The organism is Pantoea sp. X-Soil-OKNW-713 (assembly GCF_059730685.1).
In genome coordinates, this window is sequence record NZ_AP035995.1 from 1,795,819 (window position 1) to 1,816,070 (window position 20,252).

The 20,252-nt window shown below is 54.5% G+C and carries 18 protein-coding genes; 16 read left to right on the top strand and 2 right to left on the bottom strand.

Annotation, left to right across the window (positions count from 1 at the left end; translation table 11 throughout):
• Positions 1-98 precede the first annotated feature (98 nt).
• The 4 genes from cheR to cheZ are packed head-to-tail and all read left to right on the top strand — an operon-like array spanning position 99 to position 3,100.
• The gene (cheR, locus tag AC6I8R_RS08285; protein WP_021185306.1) at positions 99-974 is read left to right on the top strand and encodes a protein-glutamate O-methyltransferase CheR; all 876 of its coding nucleotides are present in this window, start codon (positions 99-101) and stop codon (positions 972-974) included.
• Complete coding sequence (locus tag AC6I8R_RS08290) at positions 971-2,020, top strand: protein-glutamate methylesterase/protein-glutamine glutaminase (RefSeq protein ID WP_415172988.1); 1,050 nt, start codon at positions 971-973, stop codon at positions 2,018-2,020. Before cheR ends, AC6I8R_RS08290 begins: the two co-directional genes overlap by 4 nt.
• Before the next feature lie 39 nt (positions 2,021-2,059).
• Positions 2,060-2,449, top strand: coding sequence for a chemotaxis response regulator CheY (cheY, locus tag AC6I8R_RS08295; protein WP_013508787.1), 390 nt, complete (start codon positions 2,060-2,062; stop codon positions 2,447-2,449).
• A gap of 9 nt (positions 2,450-2,458) precedes the next feature.
• Positions 2,459-3,100 carry a protein phosphatase CheZ gene (gene cheZ, locus AC6I8R_RS08300; protein ID WP_415172987.1) on the top strand — a complete coding sequence of 214 codons (642 nt, stop codon included), beginning with the start codon at positions 2,459-2,461 and terminating at the stop codon, positions 3,098-3,100.
• A gap of 113 nt (positions 3,101-3,213) precedes the next feature.
• Here cheZ and AC6I8R_RS08305 read toward each other — a convergent pair whose 3' ends face one another.
• Positions 3,214-4,032, bottom strand: a complete 819-nt coding sequence (locus AC6I8R_RS08305) for a DeoR/GlpR family DNA-binding transcription regulator (RefSeq protein WP_013508789.1) — start codon at positions 4,030-4,032, stop codon at positions 3,214-3,216.
• 375 nt (positions 4,033-4,407) lie between these two features.
• Here AC6I8R_RS08305 and AC6I8R_RS08310 point away from each other — a divergent pair, with 375 nt between their 5' ends.
• From AC6I8R_RS08310 to AC6I8R_RS08340, 7 genes are all read left to right on the top strand, one after another.
• On the top strand, positions 4,408-5,205 hold the full coding sequence (locus AC6I8R_RS08310) for a GolD/DthD family dehydrogenase (RefSeq protein ID WP_208725305.1): 798 nt from the start codon (positions 4,408-4,410) through the stop codon (positions 5,203-5,205).
• Positions 5,206-5,270: 65 nt separating this feature from the next.
• Positions 5,271-6,206, top strand: a complete 936-nt coding sequence (locus AC6I8R_RS08315; protein ID WP_021185302.1) for a D-ribose ABC transporter substrate-binding protein — start codon at positions 5,271-5,273, stop codon at positions 6,204-6,206.
• 44 nt (positions 6,207-6,250) lie between these two features.
• Positions 6,251-6,862 carry a DUF2291 family protein gene (locus AC6I8R_RS08320; RefSeq protein ID WP_021185301.1) on the top strand — a complete coding sequence of 204 codons (612 nt, stop codon included), beginning with the start codon at positions 6,251-6,253 and terminating at the stop codon, positions 6,860-6,862.
• A gap of 10 nt (positions 6,863-6,872) precedes the next feature.
• Entirely contained in the window at positions 6,873-8,405 is a 1,533-nt protein-coding gene (locus tag AC6I8R_RS08325) for a sugar ABC transporter ATP-binding protein (protein ID WP_415172986.1), read from the top strand.
• A gap of 17 nt (positions 8,406-8,422) precedes the next feature.
• The gene (locus AC6I8R_RS08330; protein ID WP_021185299.1) at positions 8,423-9,490 is read left to right on the top strand and encodes an ABC transporter permease; all 1,068 of its coding nucleotides are present in this window, start codon (positions 8,423-8,425) and stop codon (positions 9,488-9,490) included.
• Positions 9,491-9,501: 11 nt separating this feature from the next.
• Positions 9,502-10,299, top strand: coding sequence for a glucose 1-dehydrogenase (locus AC6I8R_RS08335; protein ID WP_021185298.1), 798 nt, complete (start codon positions 9,502-9,504; stop codon positions 10,297-10,299).
• Positions 10,300-10,492: 193 nt separating this feature from the next.
• Positions 10,493-11,929 (top strand): YchO/YchP family invasin, encoded by a 1,437-nt coding sequence (locus tag AC6I8R_RS08340; protein WP_497832108.1) that lies wholly within the window; start codon positions 10,493-10,495, stop codon positions 11,927-11,929.
• A gap of 83 nt (positions 11,930-12,012) precedes the next feature.
• Here the strand turns inward: AC6I8R_RS08340 and AC6I8R_RS08345 are convergent, their stop codons facing one another.
• A complete protein-coding gene (locus tag AC6I8R_RS08345; RefSeq protein ID WP_021185295.1) occupies positions 12,013-13,092 on the bottom strand; it encodes a porin in 1,080 nt (359 codons plus the stop codon).
• An 887-nt stretch (positions 13,093-13,979) separates the two neighbouring features.
• Between AC6I8R_RS08345 and AC6I8R_RS08350 the strand changes: the two genes are divergently transcribed.
• From AC6I8R_RS08350 to astE, 5 genes are read left to right on the top strand one after another with little or no spacing between them, the layout of a single operon-like run.
• A complete protein-coding gene (locus AC6I8R_RS08350; protein ID WP_021185294.1) occupies positions 13,980-15,200 on the top strand; it encodes an aspartate aminotransferase family protein in 1,221 nt (406 codons plus the stop codon).
• Positions 15,197-16,228 carry an arginine N-succinyltransferase gene (astA, locus tag AC6I8R_RS08355; protein ID WP_415172983.1) on the top strand — a complete coding sequence of 344 codons (1,032 nt, stop codon included), beginning with the start codon at positions 15,197-15,199 and terminating at the stop codon, positions 16,226-16,228. The genes AC6I8R_RS08350 and astA overlap by 4 nt, the downstream gene beginning before the upstream one ends.
• A complete protein-coding gene (gene astD / locus AC6I8R_RS08360; protein ID WP_036626960.1) occupies positions 16,225-17,694 on the top strand; it encodes a succinylglutamate-semialdehyde dehydrogenase in 1,470 nt (489 codons plus the stop codon). Before astA ends, astD begins: the two co-directional genes overlap by 4 nt.
• On the top strand, positions 17,691-19,019 hold the full coding sequence (gene astB / locus AC6I8R_RS08365; RefSeq protein WP_497832109.1) for an N-succinylarginine dihydrolase: 1,329 nt from the start codon (positions 17,691-17,693) through the stop codon (positions 19,017-19,019). Before astD ends, astB begins: the two co-directional genes overlap by 4 nt.
• Positions 19,020-19,065: 46 nt before the next feature.
• A complete protein-coding gene (gene astE / locus AC6I8R_RS08370; RefSeq protein ID WP_021185292.1) occupies positions 19,066-20,061 on the top strand; it encodes a succinylglutamate desuccinylase in 996 nt (331 codons plus the stop codon).
• Positions 20,062-20,252 lie beyond the last annotated feature (191 nt).

Consider the following 20,252-nt stretch of genomic DNA (forward strand, 5'->3'; position numbering starts at 1 on the left):
GCCGTGGCAACACGGCCCCTGTACCTGGGTGCGCACTGGCAGCACAGTAGCAACCGCAGTAATCACAATTTAATCAGTTTGTTGCCGGGTGACCTGAGATGAAGAAATCGACGTTAATGGATCAAAATGAAGCGACCTCGTTGCTTACGCAGATGGTGCAGCGCCTGCCGCTTTCTGATGCGCACTTTCGTCGTATCAGTCAGCTGATCTATCAGCGAGCAGGCATCGTGCTGGCCGACCATAAACGCGAGATGGTTTACAACCGTCTGGTACGTCGCCTGCGGATGCTGAACATTGATGATTTTGGCCGTTATCTGGCGCTGCTGGAGCAGGATCCTAACAGCGCCGAGTGGCAGGCATTTATTAATGCCCTGACCACCAACCTGACGTCTTTTTTCCGTGAGGCGCACCATTTTCCTATCCTGGCCGATCATGCGCGGAAGCGCAGTGGTAGCTACAGCGTCTGGTGTGCTGCGGCGTCCACCGGCGAAGAACCTTATTCGATCGCCATGACGCTGGCGGAAACGCTGGGTAGCGGGCCGGGGAAGTTTCAGGTCCATGCCAGCGACATCGATACACAGGTGCTGGAAAAAGCGGTTGCAGGCGTTTATCGCCAGGAAGAGTTACGCACGTTGTCACAATCGCAGTTGCAGCGCTTTTTCCTGCGTGGCACAGGCCCGCATGAAGGGATGGTGCGGGTGCGTTCGGAACTGTCGAGCCAGGTCAGCTATGCCCAGCTCAATTTGCTGGCGAATGACTGGTCGCTGCCTGGCCCCTTCGACGCGATCTTTTGTCGCAACGTGATGATCTATTTCGATAAAGAGACGCAGGAGCAAATCCTGCGCCGTTTTGTTCCCCTGCTGAAGCCAGGCGGCGTGCTGTTTGCCGGGCATTCAGAGAACTTCAGCCAGATCAGTAAAGAGTTCTGGCTGCGTGGACAGACAGTCTATGGACTGACCAAGGAAAGACGATGAGCAAAATCACCGTGATGTGCGTGGATGACTCTGCGCTGATGCGGCAGTTGATGACCGAAATCATCAACAGCCATCCTGATATGGAGATGGTTGCGACTGCACCGGACCCGCTGGTCGCGCGTGACCTAATCAAGCAGTACAACCCGCAAGTGCTGACGCTGGATGTGGAAATGCCGCGCATGGACGGCCTCGATTTTCTCGAAAAGCTCATGCGTCTGCGTCCGATGCCGGTGGTGATGGTGTCATCCCTCACCGGGAAAGGATCTGAGATCACTCTGCGGGCGCTCGAGTTGGGGGCGGTAGACTTTGTCACCAAGCCGCAACTCGGCATCCGTGAAGGCATGTTGGCTTACAGCCAAATGATCGCCGACAAAATCCGCGCCGCGGCACGGGCTAAATTGCACGTTCGTACCGCCACGGTGGTACCAGCCACGTTGAAAGCGGTGCCGTTACTGAGCAGTGAAAAGCTGATTGCCATTGGTTCCTCAACCGGCGGCACCGAGGCGATTCGCCATGTGCTCCAGCCGCTGCCCGCGACCAGCCCGGCGCTGCTGATTACCCAGCATATGCCACCGGGATTCACCCGATCGTTTGCTGAGCGGTTGAATAAACTGTGCCAGATCACCGTGAAAGAGGCGGAAGACGGCGAACGTATTCTGCCCGGCCATGCCTATATCGCGCCGGGTGCGATGCATATGGAGCTGGCACGTAGCGGTGCCAACTACGTGGTGAAGATTAACGACGCACCGCCTGTCAATCGTCATAAGCCGTCAGTGGACGTGCTGTTCCGATCAGTGGCGGTCAACGCCGGACGAAATGCAGTGGGCGTGATTCTGACCGGGATGGGGAACGACGGCGCGGCCGGGATGCTGGAAATGCATCGCGCGGGTGCCTGGACCATCGCGCAGGATGAAGCCAGTTGCGTGGTATTTGGCATGCCGCGCGAGGCGATTGCACTCGGCGGTGCCAGCGAAGTGGTCGATTTGGGCCACATCAGCCAGCACATGCTGGCGAAAATTAGCGCCGGACAGGCATTGCGAATTTAACAGGCCCGTCCTGCCGGGCGAGACAACACAGGAGTAGATATGGCTGATAAAAATATGCGCTTTTTGGTGGTGGACGATTTCAATACGATGCGTCGTATCGTTCGCAACCTGTTAAAAGAGCTGGGATTCAATAACGTTGAAGAGGCAGAAGACGGTGCCGATGCACTGACGAAACTGCGCGCAGGCGGCTTTGACTTTGTGATTTCCGACTGGAACATGCCCAACATGGACGGTCTGGAACTGCTGCAAACCATCCGTGCTGACGCCACGTTGGGCAAACTGCCGGTATTGATGGTCACCGCGGAAGCGAAGAAAGAGAACATCATCGCGGCGGCGCAGGCCGGAGCCAGCGGATACGTGGTGAAGCCGTTTACTGCGGCCACACTGGAAGAAAAATTGGGCAAGATCTTCGAAAAACTGGGTATGTAAGGAGATGTGATGAGCGACCTTCCGAAACCAACAGAAGAAGTCTCGGCACAGGATATCATTTCCCGCATTGGCTCGCTGACGCGCATGCTGCGTGACAGCCTGCGCGAGCTGGGGCTGGATCAGGCGATTGCAGAAGCGGCGGAAGCGATTCCCGATGCGCGTGACCGTCTGGATTATGTGGTGCAGATGACAGCGCAGGCCGCTGACCGTGCGTTGAACTGCGTTGAAGCGGCGCAGCCGCACCAGGACAAAATGGAAGCCGGGGCCAACCAGCTGAAAGGTCGCTGGGATGCCTGGTTTGAAAACCCGATTGAGCTGGCGGATGCTCGCGAGTTGGTTACGGATACGCGCGAATTCCTCTCCGCCGTACCCGAGCACACTGCGTTTACCAATAAGCAGCTGCTGGAAATCATGATGGCGCAGGACTTCCAGGACCTGACAGGTCAGGTGATCAAGCGCATGATGGATGTGGTTCAGGAAATTGAGCGTCAATTGTTGATGGTGCTACTGGAAAACATGCCAGAAGTGAGTGCCGAGCAGCGTAAGCAAAGCGCCAGCCTGCTGAATGGTCCGCAAATCCATTCGGACGCGCCGGGTGTGGTAGCAAACCAGGATCAGGTGGACGATCTGCTGGATAGTTTAGGGTTTTAATTAACCGGGTCGCTTTCGACAGCGACCTTTCTGCTATACGTAGCGGCGCGATTTATCGCGCAAATGTTTTGGCGCGTTTACCGATACCCGCGCGATAAATCGCGCCGCTACGATCACATTGCCCGGCGTTGTGCCACGGCCAGTGGGGCAACCAACACCTGCACCCCCAATGCTTCAAACGCGGCAATCTGTGCGGGGGTAATGCCGCTATCCGTTATCAGATAGTGAATATGGCTCCAGTCACAGGGCAGGGCGAACATCGATACCTTGTCGATCTTGCTTGAATCCGCCACGACATAAACGGTGCTGGCTGAGTTAATCATCGCCATCTTCACCTTGATGTCCGTCTCACTGGGAAAACTCAAGCCCAGGCGGGGTGAGATACAGGCGGTGGCAAGAAACAACTTTTCTGCCAGGACATTCTCAAAAAACGAAGCGGCCTTCTCTCCCGAGGTTGATAACGTCGGAAATTTAAAGGTGCCGCCGGTCAGTAAGATATTGATACCCGGCTCTCCGCCCAGCTTCAGTGCGATATTCACCGCCGTGGTAATTACCGACAGACGACGGATATGCCCAATCGCCTCAGCAATCGCCGTGGTGGTGGTGCCGGAATCGAAAATCACCGTATCGCCGTTTTCCACATAATGTGCCGCGAGACGGCCAATCGCCTCTTTCTCTTCCAGATGCGTCTGACGCTCCAGCAGCAGTGCGCCGGTATTCTGCTTGCCAGTCATGAGCGTGGCACCGCCGTGGTAGCGTTGCACATGCCCGGCCTTCTGCAACATACGCAGATCGGTACGGATGGTCGCTTCGGTTAAGCCAAAGGTTTCTGTCAGCGCTTTTACGGTGACCGTGCCGTCTTCACGGATCATCTCCAGGATCTTGTCACGGCGCTGTTGCATATCGGCCAGCTGCTCAGTTTTGCTTTTCAATCGAAACGCTCCCTTTTTCCAATCACGGTCTGATCTCTGCAAAAAGAAACCCGAGCTGATTTTACTCTGCGCGTGCGGGATTTGCGAGATGGCTCGCGCGCATATGTATTTTCGAACGAAAATGAAGTTGGGTTATGAGATTGATTTTGCAGAAAGACGATAGCGTCTTTATCCATGTCTGTTTTTTTGCATAATAAATAATTATCATTTAATTCAATAAGATAAAAAATATTCCAGTAATTTGTATGAAATTTGATCTCACCCACAAACCGTTAACAAACGATAGCTTATATTTTTGTTCGAAAATGAGTGGCGTAAGTCACAACCCGACCAACCATAACCAGAGCCATCGACAAACAACCAAGGAGAGTGAGGATGAGTGGGGAATATGATGTCAATCTGCGCTACGGCGTGAACACCGATCTTGATCTGACCGGCAAAGTGGCGGTGGTGACGGGCGGTCTCGGCGGTATCGCGATGGCAACGAATGCCATGCTGCTGGAGAAAGGAGCCCGGCTGGCGCTACTTTACCCGCCCTTCGAAAGTGACAAAGTCGCCAGCGTCAGCAGCCAGTTTGATGCCGGTCGCGTGTTGTTGGTCTGCTGTGATGTTACCGATCCTGCCTCGGTGGAAGAGGCGTTCGCGACCGTGGAGCAGCATTACGGCCAGCTCGATATCCTGGTGAACTGCGCGGGCTACGTCATGTTGCAGCCGGTACTGGAAACCGATTTTGCCGAATGGCAGAAGCAGATCGCCGTCAACCTCACCGGGCCTTTCCTTTGTTCACAGGCGGCGGGCAAACGCATGGTGCGTGCGGGTAAGGGCGGCAAAATTATTAATATCGCCTCACAAGCGGCGTCCATCGCTATTGATAACCATGTGGCCTACACCTCAGCCAAAGCCGGTCTGCTGGGAATGACCAAAGTGATGGCGAAAGAGTTCGCCCCGCATCGCATCAACGTCAACACCCTGTCACCGACGGTGGTGCTGACGCCAATGGGGGAAAAAGCCTGGCGTGGTGAGAAAGGGGAAAAAATGAAAACCCTGATCCCGCTGGGGCGTTTTGCCTATACCGACGAAATCGCTGCGGCCGTGCTGTTTTTTGCCAGCAACGGCAGCGACATGATCACCGGTGCCGATCTGATGATCGACGGTGGTTTCACCATTTGGTAATTCCGCGCCTGCACCAGAGAAGGCGACACCCTGCAAATGTAATAATTACAAAGAGAGACATCACCATGAAAACCCGTACCCTGCTGTTTACTGCTCTTGCCGGTTGCCTGGTTTCGCATGCCAGCCTCGCGGCGGATAAAGGCACCATCATGATTTTGGTGAATTCACTGGATAACCCTTATTACGCATCTGAAGCCAAAGGGGCCAACCTTAAGGCGCAGGCGCTTGGTTACAAAACCACCGTGCTATCGCATGGTGAAGATGTGAAAAAGCAGAGTGAACTGATCGATGCCGCTATCGGTAAAAAAGTGCAGGGTATCGTGTTGGATAACGCCGACTCCACCGCCAGCGTGGCCGCGATTAAAAAGGCCAAAGATGCCGGTATTCCGGTGGTACTGATTAACCGTGAAATTCCAGTGGATGATGTGGCGTTGGTGCAGATTACCCACAATAACTTCCAGGCCGGTTCTGATGTTGCCAACGTGTTTGTCGAGAAGATGGGTGAAAAAGGCAAATACGCTGAACTGACCTGTAACCTGGCAGATAACAACTGCGTTACCCGTTCTAAATCCTTCCATCAGGTACTTGACCAATACCCGGATATGCAAAGCGTGGCACGCCAGGATGCCAAAGGCACCCTGATTGACGGCAAACGCATTATGGACAGCATCTTGCAGGCGCACCCGGATGTGAAAGGGGTGATTTGTGGCAACGGTCCGGTAGCGCTGGGGGCCATCGCTGCGCTGAAAGCGGCAGGGCGTAACGATGTCATCGTGGTGGGCATTGACGGCAGCAACGATGAGCGCGATGCGGTGGAAGCGGGTTCATTAAAAGCCACCGTGATGTTACAGGCACAGGCGATTGCGGCAGAAGGGGTGACGGATCTTGATAACTATATCCAGAAGGGCGCGAAACCCGAGAAACAACGTGTGATGTTCCGCGGCATTCTGATCACGCCGGACAATGCGAAAAACGTGCAGGATTTTAATTACAAATCTTAATTACGTACAGGTGCGCCCGCGTGCCGGGCGCCAGGGAGAATGTGATGTACAGACGACTCTGGCTACTGCTTCCTGTCGTGATCCTCAGCGGTTGCCGCATTGTGTCGCAGCAGGAGCTGGCCGACCTGAAAAATCCCCCCAATCCGCAGATGGCGAATATCCCACAAACGTGGCAGCAGAAGCTGGTGCCACAGGTGGCGCATGAGGCTAAGCCCCTTGCGCAATTGATGAAAGAATTGCAGTCGGCGAAGGATTTTGACGCTGCCTGTAAAACCTATGGTTATCGCAGCCAGGAAGAGAACCCCTGTGTATTCAGCGTCAGCGTTCAGGGGGAGGTGACGGCGGTGAACACCACCTCGCGCAGTGGAAAAATGACGGTGAAAGACAGTTCCGGTGAAGAGGTCACGGTGCAGATGGGGCCGATTATTCGCGGCACCGCCTTGCGTGATGTGTATAAAGGCGCCAGCTATCAGGATTTCAATGATCAGGTGCTGTTTGGTGACTATGGACGCGCCATCAACCAGCAGGCCTCGAATATGATGCAGGGGTTTAAACCGCAGGTGGGCGATAAAGTGGCGCTGGCTGGCGTGTTCAGCAGCTGGGATATTCCGCAACAGGCCCCGGATATCACCCCGGCGCAAATCACCCGGCAATAAGGAGATGGCGATGCAAAATCTTCAGCCCGCCGAACAGTCGGATGTGATTATCGAAACCCGTAATGTTTCGCGCATTTATCCAGGCGTCACCGCCCTGGACCAGGTCAATTATCGCGTTTATCGCAATAAGGTGAACGTGTTAATTGGCGAAAACGGGGCGGGTAAATCCACCATGATGAAAATGCTGGCGGGGGTGGAAACACCGTCCTCTGGCGAAATCTTGCTGGATGGTCAACCGGTTTCGCTGCACTCCACCCATCAGGCCGAACAACACGGCATCAGCATTATCTTTCAGGAGCTGAACCTGTTCCCGAATATGAATGTGATGGACAACATCTTTATCGCCAACGAGTTTTTCCAGCGTGGGGTGATCAACGAAAAATACCAATACGCGCTGGCGAAATCGCTGCTGGAGCGACTGGAGCTGGATGTCGATCCCTATGCCCCATTGGGGGAACTGGGCATTGGGCATCAGCAGTTGGTGGAGATTGCCCGTGCACTGTCGAAAGATACGCGGGTGCTGATTATGGATGAGCCGACCAGCGCGCTCAGTCAGTCGGAGGTGAAGGTGCTGTTCAACGTGATTGAACAGCTGAAGCGACGCGGTGTGACCATCATCTATATCTCACATCGGCTGGAGGAGCTGATGGAGATTGGCGACCATATCACCATTTTTCGTGATGGGCGTTTTATCAGTGAGCGTGAAGTTCGTGATGCGTCAATCCCGTGGATCATCGAGCAGATGGTGGGTGATAAGAAAAAGCATTTTGATTACCAGCCAGCCCCCCACGGCGACACGGTACTGAATGTTAGCGGTTTGACGGCGCTGCATCAGAACGGTGGCTACAAGCTGAATGACGTCTCATTTTCGCTACGGAAAGGTGAGGTAATCGGTATCTATGGCCTGCTGGGCGCCGGGCGTACCGAATTGTTTAAGGGGCTGATTGGCATGATGCATTGCCAGTCGGGTAGCGTCAGCCTGAACGGGGAAATCCTCGACCGGCAAAACTTCCAGCAGCGACTGAAAAAAGGCATCACCCTGGTACCGGAAGATCGCCAGACCGAAGGTGTGGTGCAACTGATGTCGATCACCGCCAACATGACGCTGACGGAACTCAGCCTGCGCGGTTTTCGTCGTGCGCTGCGTCTGCTCAGCCCGCAAAAGGAGCAGCGGCGGGTGGATGAAATGATCGGCCATCTGGCGATTAAAGTCAGCGACCCCGAGCTGCCAATTACCTCACTCAGCGGCGGTAACCAGCAGAAAGTGGTACTGGGTAAAGCATTGATGACCGGTCCCCAGGTGGTGCTGTTGGATGAACCGACACGCGGCATTGATGTTGGGGCAAAAACCGATGTGTACCACCTGATTGGCAACCTGGCGCAGCAAGGGCTGGCGGTGATGTTCTCCTCTTCCGAACTGGATGAGGTGATGGCGCTGGCAGACCGCATTCTGGTGATGGCCGATGGCCGCATCACCGCCGATCTGCCACGACGTGAAGCGACCAGGGAAGCCCTGATCAGCGCTTCGACACCGCATGACTGAGCCTTCCGGAGAAAATCATGAATCAGAAATATTTGCTTTATATGTATCTGCTGAAGGCGCGTACCTTTATTGCCTTATTAATTGTCATCAGCTTTTTCAGCCTGATGGTGCCGAATTTTCTGACCACCTCCAACCTGCTGATCATGACTCAACATGTGGCGATTACCGGTTTATTGGCCATTGGCATGACGCTGGTGATCCTGACGGGGGGTATCGATCTGTCGGTAGGGGCGGTCGCCGGGATTTGTGGCATGGTGGCCGGGGCGTTACTCACTAATGGCCTGCCATTGTGGGGCGGCAACGTGATGTTCTTCAACGTACCGGAGGTGATTCTGGTGGTGGCGCTGTTTGGCGTGCTGCTGGGATTGATAAATGGCACGGTCGTGACGCGTCTGGGTGTGGCTCCCTTTATCTGCACCCTCGGCATGATGTATGTCGCACGCGGATCGGCGTTGTTGTTCAACGACGGCAGCACTTACGCCAATCTGGTGGGGATGCCCGCGTTAGGTAATACCGGTTTTGCGTTGCTCGGTTCCGGCACGGTGTTGGGTATTTACATCCCTATCTGGCTGATGGTGGGTTTTCTGCTGCTTGGCCTCTATCTGACTCGCAAGACCCCCCTTGGGCGCTATATCTATGCCACTGGCGGCAACGAATCCGCGGCACGCCTGGCGGGTGTGCCGATCATTAAAGTAAAGGTGTTTGTTTACGCTTTCTCCGGCCTGTGTGCGGCGCTGGTGGGATTGGTGGTGGCTTCACAGTTGCAAACCGCACATCCGATGACCGGCAATATGTTTGAGATGGATGCGATTGGTGCCACGGTGTTGGGGGGAACGGCGCTGGCGGGGGGGCGTGGCCGGGTATCTGGCTCGATTATCGGGGCATTTGTCATCGTATTTCTGGCCGATGGCATGGTGATGATGGGCGTCAGTGATTTCTGGCAAATGGTGATCAAAGGCCTGGTGATTGTCACGGCGGTGGTGATTGATCAGTTCCAGCAAAAATTACAAAGCAAGGTGGTGCTGCTGCGCAGGCATGAAAAAAAGCAGCAATCAGCCGCCCTGTCTGAAGTCACACACGGATAACAGGAGGCAATATGACGCGCGATTTTAGTGGAAAGACAGTGGTGATTACCGGTGCCTGTCGTGGCATTGGTGCGGGCATTGCCGCGCGATTTGCGCGCGACGGTGCGCGGCTGGTCATGGTGTCGAATGCAGAACGGGTGTTTGCCACGGCGAAGCAGTTAACGCAGCAGTACGGTAGCGAGATCCTGGCACTTCAGGTGGACGTCACTGACGAGGCGCAGGTACAACAGCTTTATCAGCAGGCGGCAGAACGCTTTGGCAGTATTGATGTATCCATTCAGAATGCGGGTGTCATCACCATTGATCGCTTTGACACCATGCCTAAAAGTGATTTCGAAAAGATTTTGGCGGTGAATACGACCGGCGTTTGGTTGTGCTGTCGCGAGGCCGCGAAATATATGGTGAAGCAGGGGGGCGGTAGTTTGATCAACACCTCATCCGGCCAGGGGCGACAGGGGTTTATCTACACCCCGCATTATGCCGCCAGCAAGATGGGGGTGATTGGTATCACGCAAAGTCTGGCGCTGGAACTGGCGCCCTGGCACATCACCGTTAACGCTTTTTGTCCGGGTATCATTGAAAGCGAGATGTGGGATTACAACGACCGGGTGTGGGGCGAAATCCTCAGCAATGAAAAGAAACAATACGGTAAAGGCGAGTTGATGGCCGAATGGGTGGAGAATATTCCGCTGAAGCGTGCCGGGCAACCGGAGGATGTCGCCGGGCTGGTGGCCTTTCTCGCGTCTGATGATGCGCGCTACATCACCGGGCAAACCATTAACGTCGATGGCGGTTTGATTTTTTCTTAAAAGTACGTGCAGGTTGCCAGCAATGGCAGCCTGCGCTACGAATCCAGTAACATCAAAATTCACCGGCAGTATCCGCCCATAGCCGTAATCAGACTGCATGAGGCTGCGAAAACACAGGAATATGTTAAGGTAAAAAGAAGTGACTTTGTGATGGACCTCTGATTTTTACCTGAACTGAACCCTGATTTTGCCCATGCTACCTGCTGTTTTATTGTCCTTATCCCAACGTTTCGTCCTCGGTGCGCTAGCACTGCTCTCCGTGATGCCTGCCGTTCAGGCGTTTACCCGCGAGGCTGCGATCTCTGACACGCCATTCAGCGATGCAACGCGTTTTAAAAAAATGGCCGAGGCACTCCCCGAGCTGGGTTACCAAAACGACAGCAGCAATTTCTCCCAAAGGCTGGCCGATATGGCCAAAAGCATTGGTGAAGCCAGTGAAAGTAGCAGCGACACGACCTTTGGTCATCAGGCCGGGATCTGGGCGTTTAATCATTTTCGTGAAGAGGTGGCACAGCGGGTGTCGAGCGAAGGGGAGTCGTTACTTTCTCCCTATGGCAACGCGCAAATCGATTTTGCTGTTGATATGAACGGCAGTTTCACCGGGAGTGGGGCTGAATTGCTCACCCCGTGGGCTGACCGCAATCGCTACCTAACTTTCAGCCAACTGGGATTTCATCAAACCGATGATGGGTTGGTGGGTAATGCCGGGCTGGGCCAGCGTTGGGTTGCCGGTAACTGGCTGCTGGGTTACAACGCCTTTGTTGACCATATGTTTACCAGTCGCTTGCAGCGCGGCTCCCTGGGCACCGAAGCCTGGGCGGATTACCTGCGTTTTTCAGCCAATTACTATTATCCGTTATCCGGCTGGCATAATGGCGACCCCACGCAGCAACAGCGTATGGCTCGCGGCTATGATTTCACCACCCAGGGTTATCTGCCATTTTATCGTCAGCTGGGTGTTTCCGTCAGTTGGGAGCAGTATCTGGGGCAGGATGTGGATCTGTTTAATTCCGGTACCCTTTATCACAATCCATCGGCGCTTACCTTCGGGCTGTCCTACACGCCGGTGCCGCTGGTTACCGTCTCCGCCAGCCACAAAACCAGCAGCGCAGGGGAGAGCCAGGATCAGTTCGGACTGCGCCTCAACTATCGCTTTGGTGTGGCATTAAGTCAGCAACTGAGCGCCGATAACGTGGCGGCAGCCCGCTCACTGCGCGGCAGTCGCTATGATACGGTGACGCGCAACTACACGCCGGTGCTGGAATATCGCCAGCGCAAAACGCTGACGGTTTTTCTCGCGACGCCACCGTGGCAATTGAATGCGGGGGAAAGCCTGCCATTGAAACTGCAAATTCGCGCTGCCAATGCCATCACGGGAGTGAGCTGGCAGGGTGATACTCAGGCGCTGAGTTTGACGCCACCTGCCAATAATCAGGATCCCCAGGGCTGGAGCATTATTATGCCTGCATGGGACAGCACGCCGGGTGCCAGCAACAGCTATCGCCTCGCGGTCACGTTGGCAGACAGCAAGCAACAGCGTGTGACGTCAAACTGGATTACCTTGCAGGTTGAGCAACCGTTTGAAATGGAATCGGCGAGCGATAACCGGTTTGACCTGTTGGAGCCGTAGCCAGATCAAAGAAAAGGGCAGCTTTCGCTGCCCTTTTAGCATCCGGTTGACACAGGCCGGATGTGCAATGAGGGTTAACGCCCTTAGAACTGGTACACCAGACCCACAACAGTGATGTCGTCGGTCGCCAGACCCAGCGGGTTGTTGTCCTTCAACAGGTTGATGCGGTATTCCGCATAAGTGGACATGTTTTTGTTGAAGTAGTAAGTGGCACCAATTGAGGTGTACTTCACGATATCCGCATCGCCGATGCTTTCAATGTCTTTACCTTTGGAAGAGACATAAGCCACAGACGGACGGAAACCGTTCAGGAACTGGTACTGCGCAACGGCTTCGAAGTTGACAGCTTTGTTAGCAAAGCCACCAGAGATCGGTGTAGCGTTCATGGTCTGACCATACATGGTCGCCAGGTAAATCTGGTTAGCATCATATTTGATTGCGGTAGCCCAGTGCTGCGCTTTGTCACCGTGACCACGGGTGGCGGCGTTCTGGGTTTCAGTACGATCCAGGCTGGCGTAACTACCCACCACGCTCAGACCGAAGTCGAAATCGTACGAGGTTGACAGGGCGAAACCGTCGCCGTTAGAACGACGTACCGCGATGTCAGAGTAGCTGGTGCGGTCGTTTTTGCCTTCGTACTGCGCAGCAATATTCCAGCCTTTCACCAGACCGAAGAAATCTTTGTTACGCCAGGTCAGCACGCCAGTTGAACGGCCAGACAGGAAGGCGTCAGTGTAACCAGAGTCACCGCCGAAGAATGGCAGCATGTCGGTGTAGCCCAGAGCATCGTAAACCAGACCATAGTTGCGGCCGTAATCCAGTGAACCGAACTCACCGTATTTCAGACCGGCGTAGCCCAGACGGGTACGGTTACCGGTTTGTGAATCAGAACCACCTTCAGAGCGGCTCAGGCTGTACTGGTACTGCCAGAAACCATAGCCGGTCAGCTGGTCAGTGATTTTGGTTTCGCCTTTGAAGCCCAGACGGGTGTAAGAGGACGTTTCACCATCGTTGCTGCTGTCATCGGAAAACAGGTGTGAAACGTTAATTTTGCCGACCAGGTCGAGTTTGTTGCCATCTTTGTTATAGATTTCGGCGGCCTGAGCCGTAGAAAGTCCCAGCAGTAACGGCATTACTGCTGCCAGTAAAGTGCGCTTCATCATTTAATTTTTTACCCTGTGTTATTTTTTAATTGTTGCCCTGCAATGGGGCGAAATGAAAATGACACAAAAGGTTAAAGATCGAAAGTGCAATAAATGTAACTAAATATTTCCCATTGGCTTTTTGTGCGAAATTTAATCTTCAATTCCATTATGTGGGATTGTTTATTGTTTTTACTTATCTCTAATTATGACGTTATTAACATTAAATTAATATATAACTAAATGATTTTATTGATTTATATGTTTTTTGATTATTTGTGTCTAATAGGTTTTATGATGCTCGTAAATAGCACAAGCCTATGTGTTTTTGTTCAATAACAAATACGCTGCGCCTGATAATAATTAGCATGATCACTTTTTCTATAAACACACTGTTTCTGGTTATTTCTAAAATTATAATAACCTTAGTCACTAACATTATTAGGTTCATACGAAGAAGAGTGGTGGCGAAAAAAAACGCAAAGGTGTTATTTATTTGTTGGCTTTTGTATTAAAAATGACCATTACGTGGGGTTATTTCCACGCACCACTATCGCACTTTTGTGCACCGTTATGGTTCATCCTGAACCGTTTTGGTGCTTCCGCTGCGTCATCCTGGCGAAATATTTCCTCGACGATCACAAAAGCAATATTTCATTTTGTGAATGCATAAATCCGCTTAAGAATTCTCTGACATATAGACGCCATCAGACGGTTATTCACTTTTTATGCAGTTAAAGTGAATATGAGGTGGTGTTAAGTTATTGATATTTCGTTGGTGAAACCCGTTTATGCATTTTTTCCGCTGGCTGGCACGGTTACTGCAATATACAGTTAAGCTGAAAGTCACCGGTTTTTAACAATTCCAAAACAAAGGCTTCACCTGGTGTGGAGCAGGAGAAAGGGCTATGTCACTGCAGGTTTCACGTCACGATTTCGATCAATGGATGATGCCGGTTTATGCACCCGCTGCGTTTGTACCGGTGCGTGCCGAAGGTTCAACGCTTTGGGATCAGCAGGGCAAAGATTACATCGATTTTGCCGGAGGAATTGCTGTCAATGCTCTCGGGCATGCGCATCCGGCGTTGCAACAGGCGTTGCAGGAACAGGCCAGCAAACTGTGGCATACCGGTAACGGTTACACCAATGAACCGATTTTGCGCCTGGCGAAGCAATTGATCGACGCGACTTTTGCAGACCGGGTGTTTTTCTGTAACTCCGGTGCCGAAGCCAACGAGGCGGCACTCAAGCTGGCACGCAAAGTGGCGCATGATCGCTTTGGCGCGGAGAAAAGTGGCATCGTCGCCTTTAATAATGCCTTCCACGGACGCACGCTGTTTACCGTCACCGCCGGGGGACAGCCTGCGTATTCCCGCGATTTTGCCCCGTTACCGCCTGATATCCAACATGCCCCTTTTAATGATCTGGAAGCTGCGGCAGCCATGATCAATGACCACACATGCGCGGTGATTGTTGAACCGATTCAGGGCGAAGGTGGCGTGGTACCGGCTGACCCGGCTTTCTTGCGCGGTCTGCGCGCGCTGTGTGATAAGCATCATGCAGTACTGATCTTTGATGAAGTGCAAAGCGGCATGGGGCGTACCGGTTCCCTTTATGCCTATATGCATTACGGCGTAACCCCGGATGTCCTCACCACCGCAAAAGCGCTGGGAGGTGGCTTCCCGATTGGTGCCATGCTGACACGCGAAGATCTGGCGCTGGTGATGGGTGTCGGTACACACGGTACCACCTACGGCGGTAACCCGCTGGCCGGCGCTGTCGGTGGCAAAGTGGTGGAGTTGATTAACCAGCCTGCGTTTATGGCCGGGGTTGCGGAACGCCATCAGTGGTTCGTCACGGCGCTGGAGGAACTGAATCAGCGTCTGCCGTTATTTAAAGAGATTCGCGGTCTGGGTCTGCTGATTGGTGCCGTGCTGAATGATGATTTTGCTGGTAAAGCCAAGCAGTTTAACCTCGCTGCGGCGGAAGAGGGCGTGATGGTACTGATTGCCGGTGCCAACGTGGTGCGCTTTGCCCCGGCGTTGAATATCAGCGAACAGGAAGCCAAAGAAGGCCTGGCGCGTTTCGCCCGTGCCTGTGAACGCGTGCTCAAAGGAGCAGCATCATGATGGTAATCCGCCCCGTCGAACGTGACGACCTTGCGCAGTTGCTGTCGCTGGCGGGCAAAACCGGTGGCGGCCTGACGTCGCTACCGGCGGATAGCACGACCTTGCAGGCGCGTATCGAACGTTCCTTGCAGACCTGGCAGGGGGCGCTGCCGCGTGCCGAGCAGGGGTATGTGTTTGTGCTGGCTGACAGCGAAGACAATCGTGCGGTGGGCATTTGTGCCATCGAAGTTGCGGTCGGTTTGCAGGATCCCTGGTACAACTTCCGTGTTGGCACTCAGGTGCATGCATCGAAAGAGCTGAATGTCTATGCCAGTTTGCCGACGCTGTCGCTGAGTAACGACCACACCGGCAGCAGTGAGTTGTGCACGCTGTTTCTCGATCCCGACTATCGCGATGGTAAGAATGGTTATCTGCTGTCCAAATCGCGTTTTTTGTTTATGGCTAATTTCCGCGATCGCTTTATGAAACATGTGGTTGCGGAGATGCGAGGCGTCAGCGATGACCAGGGCCATTCTCCGTTCTGGGACAGCGTTGGCAGTCGCTTCTTTTCGATGGAGTTCAGCAAGGCTGACTTCCTGAGTGGCACCGGTCAGAAAGCCTTTATCGCCGAACTGATGCCGAAACATCCGTTATATATCCATTACCTGAGTGAAGAAGCGCAAAAAGTGATTGGCGTGGTGCATCCGAAAACTGCGCCCGCCCGGGCAGTGCTGGAAGCTGAAGGGTTTCGTTACCTCAACTATGTCGACATTTTCGACGGCGGTCCGACGCTGGAGTGTGAAATTGACCGCATCCGCGCCATTCGTAAAAGTCAGTTACTGACGGCGGTGGCCGGTGAAGCCAGTGAAGAGTGGCCGCTGTGTCTGGTGGCTAACCTCGATTATCAACAGTTTCGCGTGGCGCTGCTGCCGGTGGATATCGCTTCCGGGCGCGTGCGCCTCAACGACAGTCAGCGTGATGCGCTGTGCTGTGCTTATGGCGACAACCTGCGTGTGGTCACGTTGGGTCGCGAGGAGAAAAAAGCATGACGCATTTTATTAACGGTCAATGGCTGACCGGCGGCGCTGAAGCCTTTAGCAAACAAAATCCGGTCAGCGGTGAAACCCTGTGGCAGGGCAAATCCGCGTCAGCTTCTCAGGTCGCTGCGGCCTGTGAAGCGGCGCGCGCCGCATTTCCACACTGGGCACGTAAGCCTTTTGCCGAGCGCCAGGCGTTGGTGGAAGCCTTTGGACGTCAGTTGGACGCGCATAAAAATGAACTGGCTGAGACGATCGCTCGTGAAACCGGTAAACCTCGTTGGGAAACGCTGACTGAAGTGCAGGCGATGATCAACAAAATCGCCATCTCGATAAAGGCATACCATACCCGCACCGGCGAAACGGCGGAGGGAGAAAGCTCGCTACGTCACCGGCCACACGGCGTGCTGGCGGTCTTCGGTCCGTATAACTTTCCGGGCCATCTGCCGAACGGCCATATCGTACCTGCCTTGCTGGCGGGTAACTGCGTGGTGTTTAAACCAAGCGAACTCACGCCGATGACGGCGGAAAAAACCGTGCAACTGTGGCAAAAAGCCGGTATCCCCGCCGGGGTACTTGGCCTGGTACAGGGCGGTCGCGATACCGGTCAGGCGCTGGCGGCGGAAACCCAGATTGATGGCCTGCTGTTTACCGGCAGTGCGGCAACCGGTTATCACCTGCATCGACAATTTGCCGGGCAGCCGGAAAAAATGCTGGCGCTGGAGATGGGCGGCAACAACGCTTTGATCGTCGAAAATCCGGCGGATATTGATGGCGCGGTGCATATCGCCATCCAGTCAGCGTTTATTACTGCCGGGCAGCGCTGTACCTGTGCCCGTCGTTTGCTGGTGAAACGGGGGGCGGCAGGCGATGCCTTTTTACAACGTCTGGTCGAGGTCAGTGCCCGCTTGCAACCTGCGGCCTGGAATGCCGAGCCTCAACCCTTTATGGGTAGCGTGATCTCCCCAACCGCTGCCGGGCAGATTTTTGCCGCCTGGCAAAAGCGTGTGGATTTGGGAGGCAACGTGTTGCTGGGGATGCACTGGCCCGATCGCGACAGCGCCATCATTACGCCGGGTATCATTGATATGACAGAGGTGCGCGCGTTACCGGATGAGGAAGTGTTCGGCCCGCTGTTGCAGGTGGTGCGCTATGACAACTTTGAACAGGCGATTCGCCTGGCGAATCAGACGCGCTATGGCCTTTCCTGTGGCTTGATTTCACCTGATCGCGCGCAGTTCGATCAGTTATTGCTGGAAGCCCGCGCGGGTATCGTTAACTGGAATAAACCGCTGACCGGCGCGGCCAGTTCCGCACCGTTTGGTGGCATTGGTGCCTCCGGTAACCATCGCGCCAGCGCCTGGTATGCGGCGGATTATTGTGCCTGGCCGATGGCCTCGCTGGAGAGCCCCAGTCTTGATCTGCCGGGCACGCTGTCGCCAGGTCTTGATTTCTCTGCGGCGGGGGCGGCGAAATGAAAGCCTTTGAAGCCAACTTTGACGGCCTGGTGGGGCTGACGCATCATTACGCCGGATTATCCTTCGGCAACGAAGCCTCGACACGCAACCAGTTGCAGCCCTCCAACCCGCGTCTCGCGGCGAAGCAGGGGCTGCTGAAGATGAAAGCGCTGGCCGATATGGGCTATGTGCAAGGGGTGATTCCACCACACGAACGTCCCAATCTGCCACTGCTGCGGCAGTTGGGTTTTAGCGGCAGTGATGAACAGGTGCTGGCACAGGCAGCGAAACAGGCACCACAACTGCTGTCGGCCGCCAGTTCCGCTTCGGCGATGTGGGTAGCGAACGCTGCCACCGTCTCACCGTCTGCCGACAGCGCCGATGGGCGCGTGCATTTCACCGTGGCTAACCTCAACAACAAATTCCATCGCGCCATTGAAGCGCCGGAAACCGCCGATTTGCTGCGTGCTATCTTCCGCGATCCGCAGCATTTCAGCGTCCATGATGCGTTGCCGCAGGTGGCGCTGTTTGGCGATGAAGGGGCGGCTAACCATAACCGTTTCGGCGCGGATTACGGTGATGCCGGGGTGCAGTTGTTTGTTTATGGTCGCGATGGCAAGTCATCAGGCACAGAACCGGCGCGCTATCCGGCACGTCAGACGCGAGAGGCCAGTGAGGCGGTGGCGCGCCTGCATCAGCTGCATCAGGAACGCACGGTCTATGCCCAACAGAACCCGGCGGTTATCGATCAGGGCGTGTTCCATAACGATGTTATCGCGGTGAGTAACCAGCAGGTGTTCTTCTGTCATGAGGACGCCTTTGTCAATCAGCCCCAATTGCTGGCAGATTTGCAGTCGCGAATTCCCGGCTTTTGCGCGATTGAAGTGCCGCGCAGTAAGGTTTCGGTCGCCGATGCAGTCAATACTTACCTGTTTAACAGCCAGCTGTTGCAACGGGCCGATGGCGGTATGCTGCTGGTGTTGCCGGAGGAGTCACGCCAGCATAGCGGCGTATGGCGTTATCTGAGTGAACTGGTGGAGAGCGGTGGGCCGATTCGTGAACTGAAGGTGTTTGACCTGCGCGAAAGTATGTACAACGGCGGGGGCCCGGCTTGTTTACGGTTACGTGTGGTACTGACGGAAGCGGAGCGTCAGGCGTTGAATCCGGCGGTATTGATGAATGACCGCCTGTTTGGCGTCCTCAATGACTGGGTCGACCGCCATTATCGCGATCGCTTAACCCAGGCGGAATTGGCCGATCCGCAATTGCTACGTGAAGGGCGCTACGCACTGGATGAACTGACACAGCTGCTAGACTTAGGCTCTGTCTACGCATTTCAGCGCTGACGCCGGGGGCGCATATGTCGCCCCTTGATTTACGTAAGGAGAAAGAATGCAGGACTTTTTACAACAAACATTGTCTGGTCGGGTGCCACTGGAGCGTCAGGGGCAAAACGCCCACCTCAGTTGGCAGTGGCTGGACGAGGGCATTCTGTCCTTAACCCCGCATACCCCAACGTCGCAGGCGCTGGTGTTGTCGGCGGGGATCCACGGTAATGAAACCGCGCCGGTTGAGATCCTGAACCTGCTACTGACGCCCTTGCTGCGCGGCGAAAAACCGCTGGCGGTACGTCTGCTGGTGCTGTTGGGTAATCCGCAGGCATTACGCAGCGGCAAACGTTATCAGCAATATGATATCAATCGTCTGTTTGGTGGCCGCTGGCAGCAGGTGTCTGATGTGGCGGAGGCACGGCGTGCATTGCGGCTGGAACAGGCGTTGGAAACCTTCTGGCACACCTGCCTGACGACTGAAACACGCTGGCATCTCGATTTGCATACCGCGATCCGTGGTTCTTACCATACCCGTTTTGGCGTGATGCCCCTCAATCAACGTCCGTGGCCGCAGGATTTTATGCACTGGCTGGCGGCCGCAGGGCTGGAAGCGTTGGTATTCCATCGTTCTCCCGGCGGTACATTTACCCATTTCAGTTGCGAACATTATGCCGCCGCCAGTTGTACGCTGGAGCTGGGTAAGGCGCTGCCGTTTGGTGAGAACGATCTGACTCAATTCAGCGCGGCATATCAGGCGCTGGCGGCGTTGTTATATGGAGACGCACTACCAGAGGTACAGGCGCAGCCCCGCCATTATCAAGTGGCGCAACAAATCACCCGGCATGGCGAAGACTTTGTGCTGCATATGGGCGCGGAAACCCTCAACTTCACCGCTTTTCCCCAGGGGACGTTGTTGGCGGAAGAGGGAGATACCCGTTACTACGTGCAGCAGGCACGCGAGTATGTCTTGTTTCCCAACCCGAATGTGGCAGCGGGATTGCGTGCCGGCTTGATGCTGGTGGAAGAGAATGAGCAAACCCAGGCGTTGACGTTATAACGACTGACGTGGCGGCGCGATGTATCGCGCTGCTGCGCCGCAATTTATCCTTTCGTTACGCCGACAATACCGTTACACTCCTCCTTAATTCCTGCGTTTTTTGCCTTATTCGTCATACTCTTTTGCAATTCCTCACGCATTTCTTCTCATTCTCTCCATGATCGCCTGATATCTGTCTTTTATGCTTTCAG

Bases quoted from the DNA above. Each gene is read 5' to 3' on its own strand.
- cheR (WP_021185306.1), top strand. From the start codon at position 99: ATGAAGAAATCGACGTTAATGGATCAAAATGAAGCGACCTCGTTGCTT.
- AC6I8R_RS08290 (WP_415172988.1), top strand. From the start codon at position 971: ATGAGCAAAATCACCGTGATGTGCGTGGATGACTCTGCGCTGATGCGG.
- cheY (WP_013508787.1), top strand. From the start codon at position 2,060: ATGGCTGATAAAAATATGCGCTTTTTGGTGGTGGACGATTTCAATACG.
- cheZ (WP_415172987.1), top strand. From the start codon at position 2,459: ATGAGCGACCTTCCGAAACCAACAGAAGAAGTCTCGGCACAGGATATC.
- AC6I8R_RS08310 (WP_208725305.1), top strand. From the start codon at position 4,408: ATGAGTGGGGAATATGATGTCAATCTGCGCTACGGCGTGAACACCGAT.
- AC6I8R_RS08315 (WP_021185302.1), top strand. From the start codon at position 5,271: ATGAAAACCCGTACCCTGCTGTTTACTGCTCTTGCCGGTTGCCTGGTT.
- AC6I8R_RS08320 (WP_021185301.1), top strand. From the start codon at position 6,251: ATGTACAGACGACTCTGGCTACTGCTTCCTGTCGTGATCCTCAGCGGT.
- AC6I8R_RS08325 (WP_415172986.1), top strand. From the start codon at position 6,873: ATGCAAAATCTTCAGCCCGCCGAACAGTCGGATGTGATTATCGAAACC.
- AC6I8R_RS08330 (WP_021185299.1), top strand. From the start codon at position 8,423: ATGAATCAGAAATATTTGCTTTATATGTATCTGCTGAAGGCGCGTACC.
- AC6I8R_RS08335 (WP_021185298.1), top strand. From the start codon at position 9,502: ATGACGCGCGATTTTAGTGGAAAGACAGTGGTGATTACCGGTGCCTGT.
- AC6I8R_RS08340 (WP_497832108.1), top strand. From the start codon at position 10,493: ATGCTACCTGCTGTTTTATTGTCCTTATCCCAACGTTTCGTCCTCGGT.
- AC6I8R_RS08345 (WP_021185295.1), bottom strand. From the start codon at position 13,092: ATGATGAAGCGCACTTTACTGGCAGCAGTAATGCCGTTACTGCTGGGA.
- AC6I8R_RS08350 (WP_021185294.1), top strand. From the start codon at position 13,980: ATGTCACTGCAGGTTTCACGTCACGATTTCGATCAATGGATGATGCCG.
- astA (WP_415172983.1), top strand. From the start codon at position 15,197: ATGATGGTAATCCGCCCCGTCGAACGTGACGACCTTGCGCAGTTGCTG.
- astD (WP_036626960.1), top strand. From the start codon at position 16,225: ATGACGCATTTTATTAACGGTCAATGGCTGACCGGCGGCGCTGAAGCC.
- astB (WP_497832109.1), top strand. From the start codon at position 17,691: ATGAAAGCCTTTGAAGCCAACTTTGACGGCCTGGTGGGGCTGACGCAT.
- astE (WP_021185292.1), top strand. From the start codon at position 19,066: ATGCAGGACTTTTTACAACAAACATTGTCTGGTCGGGTGCCACTGGAG.